Here is a 16,061-nt window from a genome sequence, read left to right on the forward strand (position 1 = left end):
GTCACCAGTACGGCGGCGGCACCACCGGCCCCGGGAAGGGCGGCGGGATCCGGTGCGGCCCCGACGGCGGCGGCGGGGGAAACACGCCCAGCTCCTGCAGCCGGATCCGGTCCTGCAGGACGGCGACCAGGAAGTCGTGCTGCCGCTGCCGGCGCCGGAGCCAGCAGGTCGTCACCAGGCTGGTCGAGGTCACGCCGAACAGGTACGCGAAGACGAGCGCGGCCAGTTGCATCGGGTTCTCCGGGGGTCCGAGGGGCCGCTCCGTTCGCGGCCGACGAATCCACGGTAAGCACGGTGATCCTTTTTCGGCCACTGATCAGCGGTTTCCGCCGGAAACGTGACACCGGACAGTCGTACGGTTCTGTTTTGGTCAAGAAGTCGCCATGGCGGGTTCTTGGCCAGAATCGCCTTCGGACCGGTCGGGTGTGGCCACAATTTGGCATAAACGCAGGTGGGAGGCATTCCCGCGAGCTTGACACGCCAGTGGGCAAACCTGTTGTCGCACCGCATGAACACTCCTTTAAGATGCCTTTCCCGGTGGCGGAAAAGCAGGCGGAGGCGATGGACGAGAAGCGAAGCTCGGTTTCGAGCGCCGTGAAGAACGCCGCACTCGGCTTGCACAAAGGCGCCGGGCTCTGGCGACCTGGCCTGCGCGAATGGATCGGCCCCGAACTGCGGCGCATCTGGCGCATCACCGAGCACGACCCGGTGAGCCGGGTCCGGGCCGTCGTGGTGCTGCGCCTGAAAGCGGTGCTCGACGCCCTCGGGCGCGACGACCTGGCCTTCGTGGTCTGGACGGCTTACAACCTCGGCGTGACACCGGCGTCGGACAAGCTGGAAGACCGGCTGAAGCGCCTCGAACCCGAGGTGAAGAAGCGCACTTGCCAGCGGCGGGTCAAGGACTTCCTCGACGAGCTCGAGAACAGCCTGCTCGAAGACCAGCCGGAACTCGAAGAATGGGAGCTGCTGGAGGCCGAACGCTGGCTCGAGCACAACACCCGCCCGACGGTCGAGCCGGCACCCCGGACCGAACCCGGCGGGGAAGTGACGAAGCTGCTGAGCATTCTTTCGAGCCCGGAAGAGTGGTTCCCCCGGCTGGTTTCCCGCAGCATCGACGTCTTCCTGACCGGGCGGCGCCACGCACCGGCCGCCGCCGACGGCGCTCCGCTGGTCGTCGATTTGGGCGAGCGCGGGATCTGGATGTGCGTGTTCACCGAGCGGGAGCTCCTCGACGAGTACCGGGCGATCACCGACAAGCGCTGGGAAAAGACCCTGACCGCGACGGGACGCCATTTCGTCGGGCTCGCCCACGCCCGGCCCGAGCCGACCGGGGTGCTGATCGACCCGAGCGCCAGCCGGGGTGCGGGCGCCGGGACCACCCTTCCGCTGCCGCCGGTCGAAATCGCCCGGCTGGTCGGTGGACCGGACGGGGAGCGCCGTCGATGAGCGGGTTCGAGGTCGACCCTCCGCAGCTGCGGCTGTCCGGCGCACGGCTCGACGAGCTGGCCGGCGAGTGCGCCGTCCACCCGGCGCTCCGGTACTCGGCCCAGCCCCGGTTCGCCGGCGATCCGCTGCTGGCCGCGGCCCTGGAGACGTTCCAGGACGCCTCCGCGACCGCGGTCAAACAGCTCGTCGAAGACCTGGCGGAGCTCGGGGCGCGCCTGAACCGGGGTGCCGGGATGTACGAAGACCACGAAGCCGAGCGCGGGGCCGGGATCCGGAACCCGGAGGCGGCCGCGTCCGGCGCCCCGGCTGCACCGCGTCCGTCGAACGCCATCACGGCGGCGCTGAGCTGAGCGACGGACCGAACATGGCAGAGCCGCCGAGCCCCTGGTCGAAGGGGACCATCAACCTGCTCCGAGGCGAGGCCGACCGGATCAGGGGACTGGCGCACGCGCTCGAAGACCTGGCCGGCGACCTCGCCGGCGTCCAGCCGCGGAACTGGGCCGGTGACGCCCGCGACTCCTTCGTGGACGCGCGGGGCCGTCAGGTCCGGCAGGTCCGCACCGCCGCGGCCGCGCACGAAATCGCCGCGCAGGAGCTGGGCCACTACGTCGACGTCCTGACCGACCTGTCCGAACGCCGGCTCTACGAGTCGGACTCCCCGGCACTGGCCAAGCTCGAGCAGGAGCGCGTCGAAGCGGCCACGCACGCGGCCGCGATGATCGGCGAAGCGGCCGAAGAACTGCAGAAGGTCCGCGCCACGCTGCCCGACCTCACCGGTGACCTGCGGCCCGCGACGATGCCGGGTGCCGAGCCGGGCCTGGTCGTCGCGGTTCCGGCGCCGGCCGCCGTCCAGGAGCCGACGGTCCAGCCGAGGCCGCTGGTGGCCGGCCTGGACCCCCGGGCCGTCACCTTGGACCCGCGGGCCGTCGCCCTGTTCTACCAGCGGGTCCAGGACCTCAGCGACGCCATCCACGACCACCTTTCGGAGTCCTGAACCGCCCCTGACCTGGAGCGACTCCAGCCGGAAATCGCTGCGCACGCGGGCGCGGGCGGCGTTAGGTTGGCTGCATGCGCTTCGGAATCTTCGTCCCGCAGGGCTGGCGGCTCGACCTCGCCGGCATCGACCCCGCGGACCACTGGAAGACCATGCTCGGCCTCGCGAAGCACGCGGAGGCCGGGCCCTTCGAATCGATCTGGGTCTACGACCACTTCCACACCGTGCCCGTCCCGACCGAGGAGGCCACGCACGAGGCCTGGTCGCTGATCTCGGCCTTCGCCGCCGCGACCGACACCGTGCGGCTCGGGCAGATGTGCACCTGCATGGGGTACCGCAACCCCGCCTACCTGGCGAAGGTCGCCGCCACCGCCGACACCATCGCCGGCGGCCGCGTCGAGATGGGGATCGGGGCCGGCTGGTACGAGCACGAGTGGCGGGCCTACGGCTACGGCTTCCCGGGCGCCGGTGACCGGCTCGGGCAGCTCGACGAGGGCGTGCAGATCATGCGCGACCTCTGGACCACCGGGACGTCCACTCTGGACGGCAAGCACTACCGGACCGACGGCGCGATCCTGCGCCCGTTGCCGCCGCAAGAGGGCGGGATCCCGCTGTGGATCGCCGGTGGCGGGGAGAAGAAGACGCTCAAGATCGCCGCGAAGTACGCGAAGTACACGAACTTCGCCGCCGACCCGGAGACGTTCACCCGCAAGTCGGAGATTCTCGCGCAGCACTGCAAGGACGTCGGCACCGACTTCGACGCGATCGTGCGCTCGGCCAACCACAACGTCGTGCTCGGGGAGACCGAAAAGGACGTCCAGGACAAGCTGGCCTGGCTGAAGTCGCACCTCGACAAGTACGCCCCGGCCGACGCCGCCGAGCGCTGGCACGGGAACTTCGTGAACAGCCCGACGACCGGCACGCCCGAGCAGGTCACCGAGAAGCTCGCCGCGATGGGCGAACTCGGCATGTCGTACGCGATCTTCAACTTCCCCGAAGCGGCGTACGACCGGGCCGGCATCGACCTGTTCGCCGAGAAGGTCGCGCCCGCACTGGCTTAGGGCACCGCGGGGCTGCCGCCGGTCTGCACGGGCAGGCCGGCGGCGGCCCAGGCGCGGAAGCCGCCCACGAGGTCCGTCGCGTTCGCCAGTCCCAGCCGCTGCAGGTCGGCCGCCGCGAGGCTCGACGAGTAGCCCTCGTTGCACAGCACGATCACCTTCGAGTCCGCTGTCACCGAAGGCAGCCGCCACTCGCTGTCCGGGGCCAGCCGCCACTCCAGGTGGATCCGCTCGACGATCACCGCGCCCGGGATCTCGCCTTCGGCCTGCCGGTTTTCGAACGGCCGGATGTCGACCAGCAGCGCGCCGGCCTCCTGCAGCTCGCGGGCACGCGGGGGAGAAACCCGGTCCAGGCCGGAGCGGGCCGCGGCCAGGAACGTATCGACAGCGCTCATGGCCGGACGATAGCGGGCAAAGGCGGGATTTCCGCCGGGACGTCGGCCAGCGTGGCGTACTCGCGCGTCGCCACCAGGGGCGGCGAGTACGCGTGGACGCTCGCCGCGGGCCGGTCGCCGACGCCGGTGACCTGGTGGGCGCGGCCGGCGCCGAAGCCGAGGCCCTGGCCGGCGACGTGCGTGCGGCGCCGGATCGGCCCGCCGGGGTAGCGGTACTCCTCGCCGATCTCGCCCTGCAGCACGGTGAACGAGCCGGACGCGCCGCCGTGGTCGTGCGGCTTCGTGTGCTGGCCGGGCAGCCACGACAGCAGCCACAGCTCGACGCCGTCGGTGAGGGCCAGCCGGGCCCACCACCGCCGGTCTTCGTCGAAGCGCAGGATGCTCCGCAGGTTCGCGGTCAGCTCGGTGGTGACGGTGGCGGTCAGGTCGGCCAGCTCGCGCGGGGTCCAGAGCAGCCGCGAGGGGTGCAGCAGCTCGGGTAGCAGCGGGTCGGTCAGCTGCGGGTGGATCTCGACGGGCGGGCGGACGATCGAAGTGGTCAACGCGGGTGCTCCTCGGACGCGAAAAGTGATTCGGGACACGGGGCAGCGCGGCACGCGCACGCGTCGCGAAGCGGACGCGTGGGATCAGCGAAGCCGCGCCCGCGTACACCCGGCCGAAGCGACGAGGAGCAGGTCGATCGTGCGACGGCGCCAGAACGAACCCCGGGTGACCGGGGTGGCGGGCGCGTCGGCTGACATGCCAGTGATCGTGCCACAACTCCGCCGCGAGCTGCTCTCCCGCGGTGCGACGTTCCACGACGTGGACACTCTCCGACCTGCCGGATCGCCCACTCACCCGGGCGGGTGCGCACGCGCGCGCGACGGCAGACAGAATGGGGCTCGTGAGCGAGCCGATCCAGCCCAGCGAACTTGACGACCTCGTGGTCCGGATGGCCGGTGTCGGCGTCCGCCGGGGGACCAACGACCTCCTCAAGGGCCTCGACTGGTCCGTGGAACTGGACGAGCGCTGGGTGGTGCTCGGCCCCAACGGCGCGGGCAAGACCACCCTGCTGCGCCTCGCCGCGGCCGAGCTGCACCCGACGACCGGCGAGGTCGACCTGCTCGGCGAACGCATCGGCCGGGTCAACATCTTCGACCTGCGCCCGCGCATCGGCTTCACCTCGGCGGCCATCGCCCAGCGCGTGCCCGGCGACGAGCTGGTCAAGGACGTCGTGGTCAGCGCCGGCTACGCGGTGCTCGGCCGCTGGCGTGAGGAATACGACACCCTCGACACCGCGCGCGCGGCCGAGCTGCTCGACGCGATGGGCATCGGCAACCTGGCCGACCGCACCTTCGGGACGCTGTCCGAGGGCGAGCGCAAGCGGGCCCTGATCGCGCGCTCGCTGATGACCGACCCGGAGCTGCTGCTGCTCGACGAGCCGGCCGCGGGTCTCGACCTCGGCGGCCGCGAGGACCTGGTCGCGCGGCTCTCGGCGCTGGCCCTCGACCCGGACGCGCCGGCGCTCGTGCTGGTCACCCACCACGTCGAGGAGATCCCGCCGGGGTTCACCCACGCGCTGCTCCTCCGCGACGGCGGCGCGGTGGTCTCCGGGCTCGTCGACGACGTCATCACCAGCGAAAACCTGTCGAAGACGTTCGACCAGGACCTCGTGCTGGAGCGCTCCGGCGATCGCTTCTTCGCCCGCCGTCGCTAAGGTGTGGCTTACCGGCCGGTAGCCTGCTGGCAGTCCGTCAACGAGGAGGAGTGACGTGGGAGAGTTCGTAACCCTCGAGGTCAAGGACGGGGTCGGCACGATCCGGCTCGACCGGCCGCCGGTCAACGCCCTGAACGCCCAGGTCACCGCCGAGCTCGCGGAGCTGGCGAAGGAGGCCACCGAGCGCGACGACGTCCGCGCGGTGATCCTCTACGGCGGCGAGAAGACCTTCGCCGGCGGCGCGGACATCAAGGAGATGGCCACCCGCACGTACCCGGAGATCGCGAAGTTCGGCGCGACCCTCACCGGCACGCTGGCCGCCATCGCGAACATCCCGAAGCCGGTCGTCGCGGCCATCACCGGCTACGCCCTCGGCGGCGGCCTCGAGCTGGCGCTGACCGCGGACTGGCGGGTCGCCGGCGACAACGTCAAGGTCGGCCAGCCCGAGATCCAGCTCGGCGTCATCCCCGGCGCGGGCGGCACCCAGCGCCTGGCGCGCCTGATCGGCCCGAGCAAGACCAAGGACATCGTCTACACCGGACGGTTCGTCAAGGCCGAAGAGGCGCTGCAGCTGGGGATCGTCGACCAGGTCGTCGCCCCGGACGACGTCTACGCCGCGGCCCACAAGTGGGCGGCCCAGTTCGCGAACGGCCCCGCCGTGGCGCTGCGCGCGGCGAAGGCGGCCATCGACGGCGGCCTCGACACCGACCTCGCGAACGGGCTCAAGCTCGAGTCGCACCTGTTCGCCGCGCTCTGGGCGACCGAAGACCAGCGGAACGGCATGAAGTCGTTCATCGAAAACGGGCCCGGCAAGGCCACTTTCGAAGGGAAATGACGCCTTGACCGACGTGAACGACCCGGCCCCGAACCCGCACGCCACCGCCGAAGAGGTCCAGGCCGCCTACGCCGACCCCAAGCTGGCGAACGTGCTGTACCACGACTGGGAAGCCGGCACCTACGACGAGAAGTGGTCGATCTCGTACGACGAGCGCTGCATCTCCTACGCCACCGACGTGTTCAACGCCGTCGCGGGCGAGGACGGCCAGCCCTACCAGCACGCGATGGAGCTGGGCAGCGGCACGGGCTTCTTCCTGCTGAACCTCATGCAGGGCGGAGTCGCCAAGAAGGGGTCGGTCACCGACCTCTCGCCCGGCATGGTCCAGGTCGCGCTGCGCAACGCCGAGAAGCTCGGCCTCGACGTCGACGGCCGGGTCGCCGACGCCGAGCGCATCCCGTACGAGGACAACACGTTCGACCTCGTCGTCGGGCACGCGGTGCTGCACCACATCCCGGACGTCCAGGCGGCGTTCCGCGAGGTGCTGCGCGTGCTCAAGCCGGGCGGCCGGTTCGTCTTCGCGGGCGAGCCGACCAAGATCGGCGACTTCTACGCCCGCAAGCTCGGCCAGTTCACCTGGTTCCTGACGACCCGGGTGACGAAGCTGCCGGTGCTGAGCGGCTGGCGGCGCCCGCAGTCCGAACTGGACGAGTCGTCCCGCGCGGCCGCGCTCGAAGCCGTCGTCGACATCCACACCTTCGACCCGTCGGAGCTGGAGTCGTGGGCCCGCGGGGCCGGCGCCCAGGACGTCCGCGCGGTCACCGAGGAGTTCGCCGCGGCGCTCGCCGGCTGGCCGATCCGGACGTTCGAAGCCGCGGTGCCGCAGGAGAAGCTGACCGTCCGCTGGCGGCTGTTCGCCTACCGCCTGTGGCTGCGGCTGTCCGCTGTGGACAAGAAGGTGCTCGCGAAGGTCCTGCCGCGCGAGCTGTTCTACAACGTGATGATCACCGGGACCAAGCGGCCGTCCTGAATTGGGTTATTCGTTCAGCCTCGGCGACGTCGCCTACCTGCGCTCCGGCGCGGGGACGGCGGCGCTCGCCGAGGTCTCGTCGTTGCCCCTGACCGACCGCATCGCGGCGGTCGCCCAGGTGCGTCGCCTGGCCGGCGAGGAGCACGCGGCCGCCGTCCTGGAAACGGTGCTGCTGCGCCGGAAGGCCGTGGGCAAACTGTCCGGATCGGACTGGCTGTTCACCTCGGACGCGCTCCAGCAGGCGAGTGCCACGCCGGTCGCGCGGCACCGGGCGGCCCGGCTGGCCGGTCTCGACGTCCACGACGTGACGTGCTCGGTCGGTGCGGACCTCGTCGAGATCGCCCGGGTGGCGCGGCGGGCGTTCGGGTCCGATGTGGACCCGGTGCGGCTGGAAATGGCGCGGCACAACGGAACCGTCGCCGGTGTCGAGTTCGGGCTGGCGCGGGCCGACGCGCTGCATCCGGTGAGCCGGTCCGGCGTCGTCGTCGCCGACCCGGCCCGCCGCGACTCCGCCGGACGGCGGGCCTGGAAGCCCGCGGACTTCGCGCCGCCGCTCGACGGGCTGGTCGACGCCTACCCGGGGCGGGCGCTGTCCGTGAAGTGCGCGCCCGGCCTCGACTTCGCGCTGACTCCGTGGGCGGACGAGGTCGAGCTGGTGTCCCTGGACGGCCAGGTGCGCGAATCCTGCCTCTGGCGCGGCCTGGGCGAAGGCGTCACCCGCCGGGCGACCGTGCTGCGCTCGGACGGGACACAGTGGACGGTCACCGACGCCGAACCGGACGAACTGCCCACGCGGGAGCCGGGGGAGTGGATCGTCGACCCCGACGGCGCGGTGGTCCGGGCCGGACTGGTCCGCCACTACGCGGCGCGGCACGGGTTGTGGCAGCTGGACGAGCGCATCGCGTACCTGACCGGCGACACCCCGCCACTGGGCGTGCGGGCGTTCCGGGTGCTGGAGCAGGGGCCCTACAGCGAGAAAGCGCTCAAAGCCGTCCTCAAGCGACACGACGTCGGCCGGCTGGAAATCCTGGTGCGCGGCCTGGACGTCGATCCGGATGCCTTGCGGCGGCGGCTGAAACCCCGTGGTGGCGCGGAAGCTTCGGTGGTGCTGACGCGGATCGGCCGGTCGCCGGTGGCGTTCCTCTGTCGCGCCGAGAGGTGAACGGAAACTTTCGAGGGGTGGAACTCCGGGTGAACGTGACGTAGGTTCCCCGGGTCGGCAAGTCTGCACTGGAGGGTCGCTGTGTCCGGAAAATGGTCAGGTCTCGTCAAGCTCGCCGCCGCCGCGGCCATCGGCGCCACCGTCGCTTCGGGAGCCACCGCGCTGGCCGGCTCGGACGACGCGACCGCGGCCCGTGCCAAGGAGCCGGCCAACATCGGCCAGGTCAAGCTGGACGTCAAGGCGTACTACGGCGACTACCTCGACGCCGCGGGCAAGCACCACTACTCGGACACGAGCCGGTTCGTGAAGGACACCGACCGGATCGTCTCCGACGCGAAGCGCTTTCTCCAGCAGCAGCTGGGCAAGGTCAAGAACCCGGCGATCGTGCTCGACGTCGACGACACGTCCGAGGTCACCTACGGCTGGGAGGCCGACAACGACTTCGGCTTCGACCCGGTCAAGCAGCAGCAGGCGATCGACAACGGCACGTTCGTCGCGAACAAGCCGGTGCTGGAGCTGGCCAACTGGGCCGTGCAGCACGGCGTCAAGCTGTACTTCCTCACCGGCCGCAACGAGCTGCAGGGCCCGCAGTCGCTGAAGAACCTGGCCAACGAGGGCTACCCGGCTCCGGCCGGCGCGTTCTTCAAGCCGAAGGTGACCGCGCCGGACTACCTGCCGTGCGGCCTGACCTGCAATACGGTCCAGTACAAGTCGGGCACGCGGGCGCACATCGAGGCGACCGGCGCGAAGATCGTGCTGAACGTCGGCGACCAGTTCAGCGACCTCGAAGGCGGCTACGCGCAGCACCCGGTCAAGCTGCCGAACCCGATGTACTACCTGCCCTGACGCGGAATAACCACCGGGCCCGGCGTGCTGCTCCTGGTACACGACCTTTTCGAGGAGCAGACATGCCGGAGAAGAAGGTGCTGGTGCCGGGCCCGGACCACCCCATCACCGTCGAGCCCACCAAGGCCCGCGTGGTGGTCAAGGCGGGCGGGCGCGTCATCGCGGACAGCCGCAACGCGTTCACCCTGCAGGAATCCACGTACCCGGCGGTCCAGTACATCCCGCGGGCGGACGTCGACTTCAGCGTGCTGGAGCGGACCGACCACGAGACGTACTGCCCGTACAAGGGCGACAGCAGCTACTACAGCCTGAACGTCGGGGACGTGCACGGCGAGAACGCGGTCTGGACGTACGAGAAGCCGTACGACCCGGTCGCCCCGATCAAGGACCACGTCGCGTTCTACCCGAACGTCGTCGACTCCATCGAGCTCGTCGAGGACTGAGCTGGACCTCGACCTGCTGCGAACCTTCCTGGCCGTGCACCGGGCGGGTTCGCTGACCGGTGCGGCGCCGTCGCTGGGCCTGTCCCAGCCGACGGTGACCGCGCAGGTCAGAGCCCTGGAGGAGCAGCTCGGGCAGCAGCTGTTCGTCCGCCGCGCGCGGGGCGTGACCCCGACGTCGGCCGCGGACGAACTCGCGGCCCGGATCGCCCCGCACGTGGACGCGCTGGCGGTCGTGGCCGTCGGCGACGACCCGTTCGCGGCGCCGGTGCACCTGGCCGGCCCCGCGGAGCTGACCACCACGCGGGTGCTTCCCGCGCTGGCCGCCCTGGTCGCGTCCGGTCTCCGCCTGCGCGTGACGTTCGGCCTGGCCGACGACCTCCTCGCCGGCCTCGCGCAACGCCGCTACGACCTGGTCGTCTCCACGATCCGCCCCCGCCGCCGCGGCCTGGCGGCCACCCCGCTGACCGACGAGGAGTTCGTCCTGGTCGGCCCCCGCGGCTTCGACGGCGACCCCCGCACCGCGCCCCTGGTGGCCTACGCCGAGGACCTGCCGATCATCCGCCGCTACTGGCGTTCGGTACTGGGCGTCCGCCCACCGCCCGGCCCCGCGGTGGTCGTGCCGGACCTGCGCGGCGTCCTGACGTGCGTGCTGGCCGGGTTCGGCGTGAGCGTGCTGCCGCGGTACCTGTGCGCGGCGGAGCTGGCTTCGGGCTCGCTGGTCGCGTTGCTGGAGCCGGAGGAACCCCCGATCAACACGCTCTTCGCGGTCACCCGCGCGGAGCCCTGCCGGGCGGGCCCCGCGGCGGTGCGGGACGCACTGCTCGCGGACGCCGCCCGCTGGTGACTCAGCCCGTGTAGCCGGCGAAGATCTTGCCGAACTCGTACTTCGACTGCGGCACGTTCGTGCACCTGTACAGCGCGCCGGTGCACGCGTTGGCGTCGCGGCCGGCTTCCCAGAACGACAGCATGCCCACGTGGACGGTCTTCGCGAACGCCACCAGCGCCTGTGCGTCCTTCTGGTAGAAGATCTCGTTCTGCGAGTCGTTGACGCCGATCATCGGGGTCACGCCGACCTTCTTCCACGCCGCCGCGTCGCTCAGGCCGTACAGCGACTTGAGCTGCGCCTGCGTCGCCTTGGCCGCGGAAATCGCTTTCGCGCCCTGGTCGCCCGCGCCCTGGTAGTAGTCCATGGCCATGATGTTCACCAGGTCCAGGTTCACCCCGGCGTCCTTGGCGGACTTGACGACGTTGAGGCCGTCTGCGGTGAGCCCATTCGGGAGCACCGGCAGGGTCAGGGAGATCTTCAGGCCCGGGTTGTTGTTCTGGAGCGTCTTCAACGCCTGGGAGCGGCGGGCGATCGTCGTCGGGTCCGCGATGGCCGCGCCCTCGATGTCGAAGTCGGCGTACTTCAGCCCGTACGCCTTGACGACGGCGTCGTACTCGGCCGCGACCTGGGCGGACGTGCTGCACGCCTGCGCCAGTTCGATGCCGGACGCGCCGCCGAAGGAGATCTTGACGTCGCCGCCCGCGGCGCGGATCTTGGCGATCTCCTCCTGCTGCCAGGCCGTGCGCGGGTCGTAGGCGCCGAACCAGCTGGCCTTGCAGCCGTAGGAGTTGACGAACGCGAGTGTGAAGCCCTTGACGCCGCTGGCGGCCGACATCGCCGACAGGCTGGGCGTCGGCCAGGCGCCCATGTCGACGTAGGGCCCGACCGGGATCGGGGAGCCGGCCGCGGCGTTCGCGGGGGCGGAAAAGCCGGTGGCGAGCACGGCCAGACCGCCGACGGCGGCCAGCAGGGAACGGAGTCGCACGGGGGACCTCCACGACGTCGAACGCGGCGGCGGGAACTTGTCCCCATTGGTATAGACCAGTGACCTTGGTGTAGACCATAGACCGAACGGGGTACCCCGGTCACCCCGTGTGACGAACGGAACCGGAGATCATCCCGGGGAGTCCCAGTCCGGCAAGGCAGAGCCGACTGAGGGAGCTCGATGAACACCTGGAAGAGGAAGGCCGCCACGGTCACGGCGGGCGTCGCGGTCGCACTCGGGACTACCGTCGCCGCCGCCGAACCGGCGTCCGCCGCGATCAGCTGCTCGGCGACGTCGAGCGGGAAGCTCGCTTCGTTCTATTCCGGCCTTTCGGCGTCCTACGCCTACGACAGCCGCTTCGCGAAGGGCCCCGCGGTCCCGGAGCTGGACACCTACACGCCGCAGGGCGTCGCGACCTGGTACAGCTGGGACGGCGGCAGCGACCTGCTGGTCGTCGGCGCCTACCGCGCCGGCCACGACGCCCACCTGATCGGCATCGACGCGAAGACCGGCAAGCACGTCGGCACGGTCGCGATCGCCGCCACCCACGCCGGCGGTGTCGCGATCACCCAGGGCTGGGCGTTCGTGGCGGGCGAGGGGAACACGGTCCGCAAGTACAAGCTGTCCGAGCTCAAGGCCGCGATGAAGAAGTCCGGCACGCCGTACCTCAAGCAGGTCGGCGAAGCGCGGAAGGTCTACGGCGCGTCGTTCCTGACCAGCTACGGCGACAGCCTGTACTCGGGCAAGTTCAACGAGACCGGCCGCGACAAGATGTACCGGTACAAAGTGGGTACCGACGGGTCGCTGACCACGCAGTCCGGCGCGTACGAGGTGCCGACGAAGACCCAGGGGCTCATGGTCACGAAGTCCCGCTTCGTGTTCAGCACCTCGTACGGCAACGACAACCGCGGCAACCTCTACGTCGTCGACGCGGGTTCGCGGGACATCGACAAGGCCTCGACCCGGTGCTACCGCTCGCCCAGCATGAACGAGGGCATCACCGAGTCGGGCGGGTACGCCTACCTCGTCTTCGAATCGGGTGCCGCGCAGTACGTCGCGAAGAACCCGCGGAACATCATCCGGAACCTCCACAAGGGCAAGGTTTCCGGGCTGTAGGGCTCAGGCCGGGGACGGCGCGCGGCGGCGTCCCCGGCTCCGGCCCAGCCACCACTCGGCGGCCAGTAGCGGGACCACCCAGCCGGTCCACGTCGTCAGGCCCGCGATCGCCTGGCCCATCGCGACTTCGCTGCCGCCGAACATGGTGTCCAGCTGCCCGGGCAGCACGGTGCCCCAGAGGATCGCCCAGACCCGGTTGCTGATGATCGACATGCACAGCGCGAAGCTGCGGACCATCCAGCGGCGGTGTTCGCCGAACCGGCGGGCCCGCGCCGTCCGGAACCCCTGCACGGTGCAGGTGAACCAGAGCGTCGCCAGCAGGACGTTCGAGCCGGCGCCGACCGGGCCGAACGGCGCCGCGAGCGCGATCGCGAACCCCGCGATCGACGCCGGGATCGCGCCGGCGAACACGTACACGCGGCCGGTCCGGCGGTGCACCACCGGGTGCTTCTGCCGCAGCCACGGCCAGATCTGCAGCGCGCACGTCACCATCGCGATCGTCGCGAACCCGATGTGCGCCACCAGTACCGGGTAGTACCAGCCGGTGGGCGCCGGGATCCGGGACTCCGCGGGGTTCAGCCCGAGGTACGGCGGCAGGGAGTACACCAGGAACACCGTGACGAGCAGCCCCAGCGGGAACACCCACGGGCGGCGCCACCACGGCGTGGCCCTGCGGGCTCCGCCGAGGCTCGGCGCGGTTTCGGTCGTGGTCATGGGATCCCCCTGTCTCTTACGCTGTATCCGCACCGTACGAACCGGCTCGTGACCGCGGCAATCCTTCGCGTGGACATTGGGGGAGTACCCTGAAACCGTTCTAGGTGGACGGGCCAAGTGTTCTAGTACGGATCGAGGGTGTTCGTGGCCGAGCCGGCGCCGTACCTGCGGATCGCGGCGGACCTGCGCCGCCGGATCTCCGCCGGCGAGCTGCGGCCCGGCGACCGCGTCCCGTCGACGCGCGCGCTGGTCCGCGAGTGGGGCGTGGCGATGGCGACCGCCGCGAAGGCGTTGTCCGCGCTGGGGGAACAGGGCTGGGTGCGGGCGGTGCCGGGCAGCGGCACCGTCGTCGCCGACCGGACGCCGGTCAAGCCGCCGCTGGGCCGGACCACCCTGGTGCGCGCGGCGATCGCGCTCGCCGACGCCGAGGGCCTCGCCGCGCTGTCGATGCGGCGGCTCGCCGCGGAGCTGGGTGTCGGGCCGATGGCGCTGTACCGGCACGTACCCGACAAGGACGAGCTGCTCCGGCTGATGGCCGACACGGCGCTGGGGGAGGCGGAACTGCCGGAGCCGGGCCCGGTGCCGTGGCGGCCGCGTCTCGAGCTGGCCGCCCGCGCGCAGTGGCGCGCGTACCGGCGGCACCCGTGGCTCGCGCCGATCCTGCTGAACTCGCTGGTCCGCCCGCCGGTGCTGGCGGCGGGACTGCGGCTGGTCGACTGGTCGCTGCGCGCGCTGGCCGGCACCGGCCTGCGGCACCGGGTGCGGCTGCAGGTCGTCATGACGCTCAACGGCTGGGTCGGCGGCCTGGCGGTGAGCAACGCGTTCGAGGTCCAGGCCGAGCAGGACACGGGCATCACCGGCGACCAGCGGCTGGCGGCGGACATGGCGCTGCTCGCGGGGTACCTGGAGTCGGGCCGGTTCCCGGTGCTCGCCGAGGTGATGACCGGCGTCGAGGACGTCGGCCTCGACGAGGCCTTCGAGTTCGGGCTGCGCCGCCAGCTCGACGGCATCGCGGTGCTGCTGGGCGAACACCAGTCGCTTTGACGGATGGCCGGGCCGGCCGGGGCCGCCACGCTGGATGCATGAGCGAGAGCAAGGAAGAACCCCGCCGCTACAGCCGTCGCCGCCTGCTGGCCACCAGCGGCATCGCGGCCGGCGTCGGCGCGGTCGCCGGGGCCGGGCTGGTGCAGGGCGGCGCGAAGACGCCGCAGATCGGGCCGTCGGCGGCCCGCCGGTTCGCGGGCAAGGTCGTGCTGGTCACCGGGGCGACGTCGGGCATCGGCCGCGCGGCGGCGCTGCGGTTCGCGGCCGAGGGCGGCAAGGTCGGCTTCTGCGGGCGCCGCGAGAACCTCGGCGCCGCGCTCGAACGGGAAATCCGCTCGTCGGGCGGCGAAGCGACGTACGTGCGCGCCGACGTCCGGTCGGAGGACGACGTGAAGCGATTTGTCGACACGATCGCGGCCAGGTACGGCGGGCTGAACGTGTGCTTCAACAACGCGGGCGTCACCGTCCAGAAGCCGTTGCACGAGTACAGCGCGGCGGAGTGGGACGACGTCGTGGGCACCAACCTGCGCGGCACTTTCCTGGCGCTGAAGTACGAGGTCCCGCACCTGAAGGCGGCCGGCGGCGGCACGGTGGTGGTGACGGCGTCGTCCAACGCGCTGGCCACGGACGCGGGCCGCGCGGCGTACACGGCGTCGAAGCGCGGCCTGGTCGGCCTGGTCCAGACGGCGGCGCTGGACTACGCGGCGGACGGGATCCGCGTCAACGCCCTGGTCCCCGGTACGACGAACACGGAGCTGGTGCGCCGGGCCGGTGGCGCGATGGCCCTCCCGGACCCGGTCTGGGAAGCGATGGCGGCGAACTGGGCGCTGTCCAACGTGCCGGGCCTGAAGCGGATGGCGACGGCGGACGAGATCGCGGTCTTCGCCCTGGCGCTGGCTTCGGGCGACTTCCCCTACCTGACGGGCGCGCAGCTGGTGATCGATGGCGGGAAGACCGCGCACGCCTAAAGTGGACCCGGTGCTGATCACCACGGAACGGCTCACGCTGCACGCGTGGTCCGAAGACTGCTTCGACGGCTTGTTCGCGCTGGCCCAGCTCCCGGAAACGGTCCGCTACGTCGGAACCGGCGAGCCGTGGAGCCACGAGTACACCCTGGGCAAGCACCGCGCGACGCTGTCCCACTGGGAAGCGCGCGGCTTCGGCTGGTTCGCGGTGTCGGCCTCCCCGGGTTCGTTCGACGGCGTGGTGTCGCTGGTCAGCCGCAGCGCCGCGGAGTCGGGCCTGGGTACGCCGGCGGTGGAGATGGGCTGGTGGGTCGCCCCCTCGGGCTGGGGCCGGGGCTACGCGACCGAAGCGACTTCGGCGGTGCGGGACAAGGCTTTCGAGTCGGGCTGGGCGGACCGCCTGCTGGCGGTGTACGAACCGGCGAACACGGCTTCGGCCCGGGTGGTGGCGAAGCTGGGGTTCACCCCGCACAGCAAGTTCACGCTGGACGGCCGGGTCGAGCAGCGCGCGGTGCTGGACCGCCCGAGCTGACTCGCGGGCGTGGTTTTCCGAAGCGGCCTGCGGT

20 protein-coding genes are annotated in these 16,061 nt (G+C 71.3%); 15 read left to right on the plus strand and 5 right to left on the minus strand.

The annotated features are described in order from the left end of the window. Position 1 precedes the first annotated feature (1 nt). A complete protein-coding gene (locus tag AB5J73_RS20570; protein ID WP_370971308.1) occupies positions 2-232 on the minus strand; it encodes a hypothetical protein in 231 nt (76 codons plus the stop codon). A gap of 62 nt (positions 233-294) precedes the next feature. On the opposite strand from AB5J73_RS20570, the gene AB5J73_RS20575 reads away from it, so the two are divergent. The 4 genes from AB5J73_RS20575 (at position 295) to AB5J73_RS20590 (ending at position 3,501) form a co-directional block, all read left to right on the plus strand. Then, positions 295-1,446: a hypothetical protein gene (locus AB5J73_RS20575; RefSeq protein ID WP_370971309.1), complete on the plus strand. Its 1,152-nt coding sequence runs from the start codon at positions 295-297 to the stop codon at positions 1,444-1,446. Continuing rightward, on the plus strand, positions 1,443-1,796 hold the full coding sequence (locus AB5J73_RS20580) for a hypothetical protein (protein ID WP_370971310.1): 354 nt from the start codon (positions 1,443-1,445) through the stop codon (positions 1,794-1,796). The genes AB5J73_RS20575 and AB5J73_RS20580 overlap by 4 nt, the downstream gene beginning before the upstream one ends. A 14-nt stretch (positions 1,797-1,810) precedes the next feature. Then, positions 1,811-2,440 carry a putative T7SS-secreted protein gene (locus tag AB5J73_RS20585; RefSeq protein WP_370971311.1) on the plus strand — a complete coding sequence of 210 codons (630 nt, stop codon included), beginning with the start codon at positions 1,811-1,813 and terminating at the stop codon, positions 2,438-2,440. A gap of 74 nt (positions 2,441-2,514) precedes the next feature. Further along, a complete protein-coding gene (locus tag AB5J73_RS20590; protein ID WP_370971313.1) occupies positions 2,515-3,501 on the plus strand; it encodes an LLM class F420-dependent oxidoreductase in 987 nt (328 codons plus the stop codon). Here AB5J73_RS20590 and AB5J73_RS20595 read toward each other — a convergent pair. Next, the gene (locus AB5J73_RS20595; RefSeq protein ID WP_370971314.1) at positions 3,498-3,893 is read right to left on the minus strand and encodes a rhodanese-like domain-containing protein; all 396 of its coding nucleotides are present in this window, start codon (positions 3,891-3,893) and stop codon (positions 3,498-3,500) included. The genes AB5J73_RS20590 and AB5J73_RS20595 overlap by 4 nt on opposite strands. Beyond that, a complete protein-coding gene (locus tag AB5J73_RS20600; protein ID WP_370971316.1) occupies positions 3,890-4,435 on the minus strand; it encodes a cysteine dioxygenase family protein in 546 nt (181 codons plus the stop codon). Before AB5J73_RS20600 ends, AB5J73_RS20595 begins: the two co-directional genes overlap by 4 nt. Before the next feature lie 332 nt (positions 4,436-4,767). Between AB5J73_RS20600 and AB5J73_RS20605 the strand changes: the two genes are divergently transcribed. The 7 genes from AB5J73_RS20605 (at position 4,768) to AB5J73_RS20635 (ending at position 10,689) form a co-directional block, all read left to right on the plus strand. Next, complete coding sequence (locus AB5J73_RS20605) at positions 4,768-5,589, plus strand: ABC transporter ATP-binding protein (protein ID WP_370971318.1); 822 nt, start codon at positions 4,768-4,770, stop codon at positions 5,587-5,589. 55 nt (positions 5,590-5,644) lie between these two features. Continuing rightward, a complete protein-coding gene (locus tag AB5J73_RS20610; RefSeq protein ID WP_370971319.1) occupies positions 5,645-6,424 on the plus strand; it encodes an enoyl-CoA hydratase/isomerase family protein in 780 nt (259 codons plus the stop codon). 4 nt (positions 6,425-6,428) lie between these two features. Next, positions 6,429-7,394 carry a class I SAM-dependent methyltransferase gene (locus tag AB5J73_RS20615; protein WP_370971321.1) on the plus strand — a complete coding sequence of 322 codons (966 nt, stop codon included), beginning with the start codon at positions 6,429-6,431 and terminating at the stop codon, positions 7,392-7,394. 1 nt (position 7,395) lies between these two features. Next, complete coding sequence (locus tag AB5J73_RS20620; protein WP_370971322.1) at positions 7,396-8,556, plus strand: class I SAM-dependent methyltransferase; 1,161 nt, start codon at positions 7,396-7,398, stop codon at positions 8,554-8,556. An 81-nt stretch (positions 8,557-8,637) separates the two neighbouring features. After that, positions 8,638-9,402: an HAD family acid phosphatase gene (locus tag AB5J73_RS20625; RefSeq protein WP_370971323.1), complete on the plus strand. Its 765-nt coding sequence runs from the start codon at positions 8,638-8,640 to the stop codon at positions 9,400-9,402. 62 nt (positions 9,403-9,464) lie between these two features. Next, positions 9,465-9,845, plus strand: coding sequence for a DUF427 domain-containing protein (locus AB5J73_RS20630; protein WP_370971324.1), 381 nt, complete (start codon positions 9,465-9,467; stop codon positions 9,843-9,845). Between the two features lie 16 nt (positions 9,846-9,861). After that, on the plus strand, positions 9,862-10,689 hold the full coding sequence (locus AB5J73_RS20635; RefSeq protein WP_370973253.1) for a LysR family transcriptional regulator: 828 nt from the start codon (positions 9,862-9,864) through the stop codon (positions 10,687-10,689). A gap of 1 nt (position 10,690) precedes the next feature. Here the strand turns inward: AB5J73_RS20635 and AB5J73_RS20640 are convergent, their stop codons facing one another. After that, positions 10,691-11,656 (minus strand): chitinase, encoded by a 966-nt coding sequence (locus AB5J73_RS20640; protein WP_370971325.1) that lies wholly within the window; start codon positions 11,654-11,656, stop codon positions 10,691-10,693. Positions 11,657-11,836: 180 nt separating this feature from the next. On the opposite strand from AB5J73_RS20640, the gene AB5J73_RS20645 reads away from it, so the two are divergent. Beyond that, positions 11,837-12,772, plus strand: a complete 936-nt coding sequence (locus AB5J73_RS20645; protein WP_370971326.1) for a hypothetical protein — start codon at positions 11,837-11,839, stop codon at positions 12,770-12,772. Between the two features lie 3 nt (positions 12,773-12,775). Here AB5J73_RS20645 and AB5J73_RS20650 read toward each other — a convergent pair whose 3' ends face one another. After that, a complete protein-coding gene (locus AB5J73_RS20650) occupies positions 12,776-13,486 on the minus strand; it encodes a DUF2306 domain-containing protein (RefSeq protein ID WP_370971327.1) in 711 nt (236 codons plus the stop codon). Positions 13,487-13,624: 138 nt separating this feature from the next. Here AB5J73_RS20650 and AB5J73_RS20655 point away from each other — a divergent pair, with 138 nt between their 5' ends. Genes AB5J73_RS20655 through AB5J73_RS20665 form a run of 3 tightly spaced genes read left to right on the plus strand, consistent with a single transcriptional unit; the run spans position 13,625 to position 16,027 of the window. Continuing rightward, a complete protein-coding gene (locus tag AB5J73_RS20655) occupies positions 13,625-14,530 on the plus strand; it encodes a TetR/AcrR family transcriptional regulator C-terminal domain-containing protein (RefSeq protein WP_370971328.1) in 906 nt (301 codons plus the stop codon). A 38-nt stretch (positions 14,531-14,568) separates the two neighbouring features. After that, positions 14,569-15,498: an SDR family NAD(P)-dependent oxidoreductase gene (locus AB5J73_RS20660; protein ID WP_370971329.1), complete on the plus strand. Its 930-nt coding sequence runs from the start codon at positions 14,569-14,571 to the stop codon at positions 15,496-15,498. 10 nt (positions 15,499-15,508) lie between these two features. After that, positions 15,509-16,027, plus strand: coding sequence for a GNAT family N-acetyltransferase (locus AB5J73_RS20665; protein ID WP_370971330.1), 519 nt, complete (start codon positions 15,509-15,511; stop codon positions 16,025-16,027). The last annotated feature ends 34 nt before the right edge of the window (positions 16,028-16,061 follow it).

This window comes from Amycolatopsis sp. cg9, assembly GCF_041346945.1.
Classification (GTDB): Bacteria; Actinomycetota; Actinomycetes; order Mycobacteriales; family Pseudonocardiaceae; genus Amycolatopsis.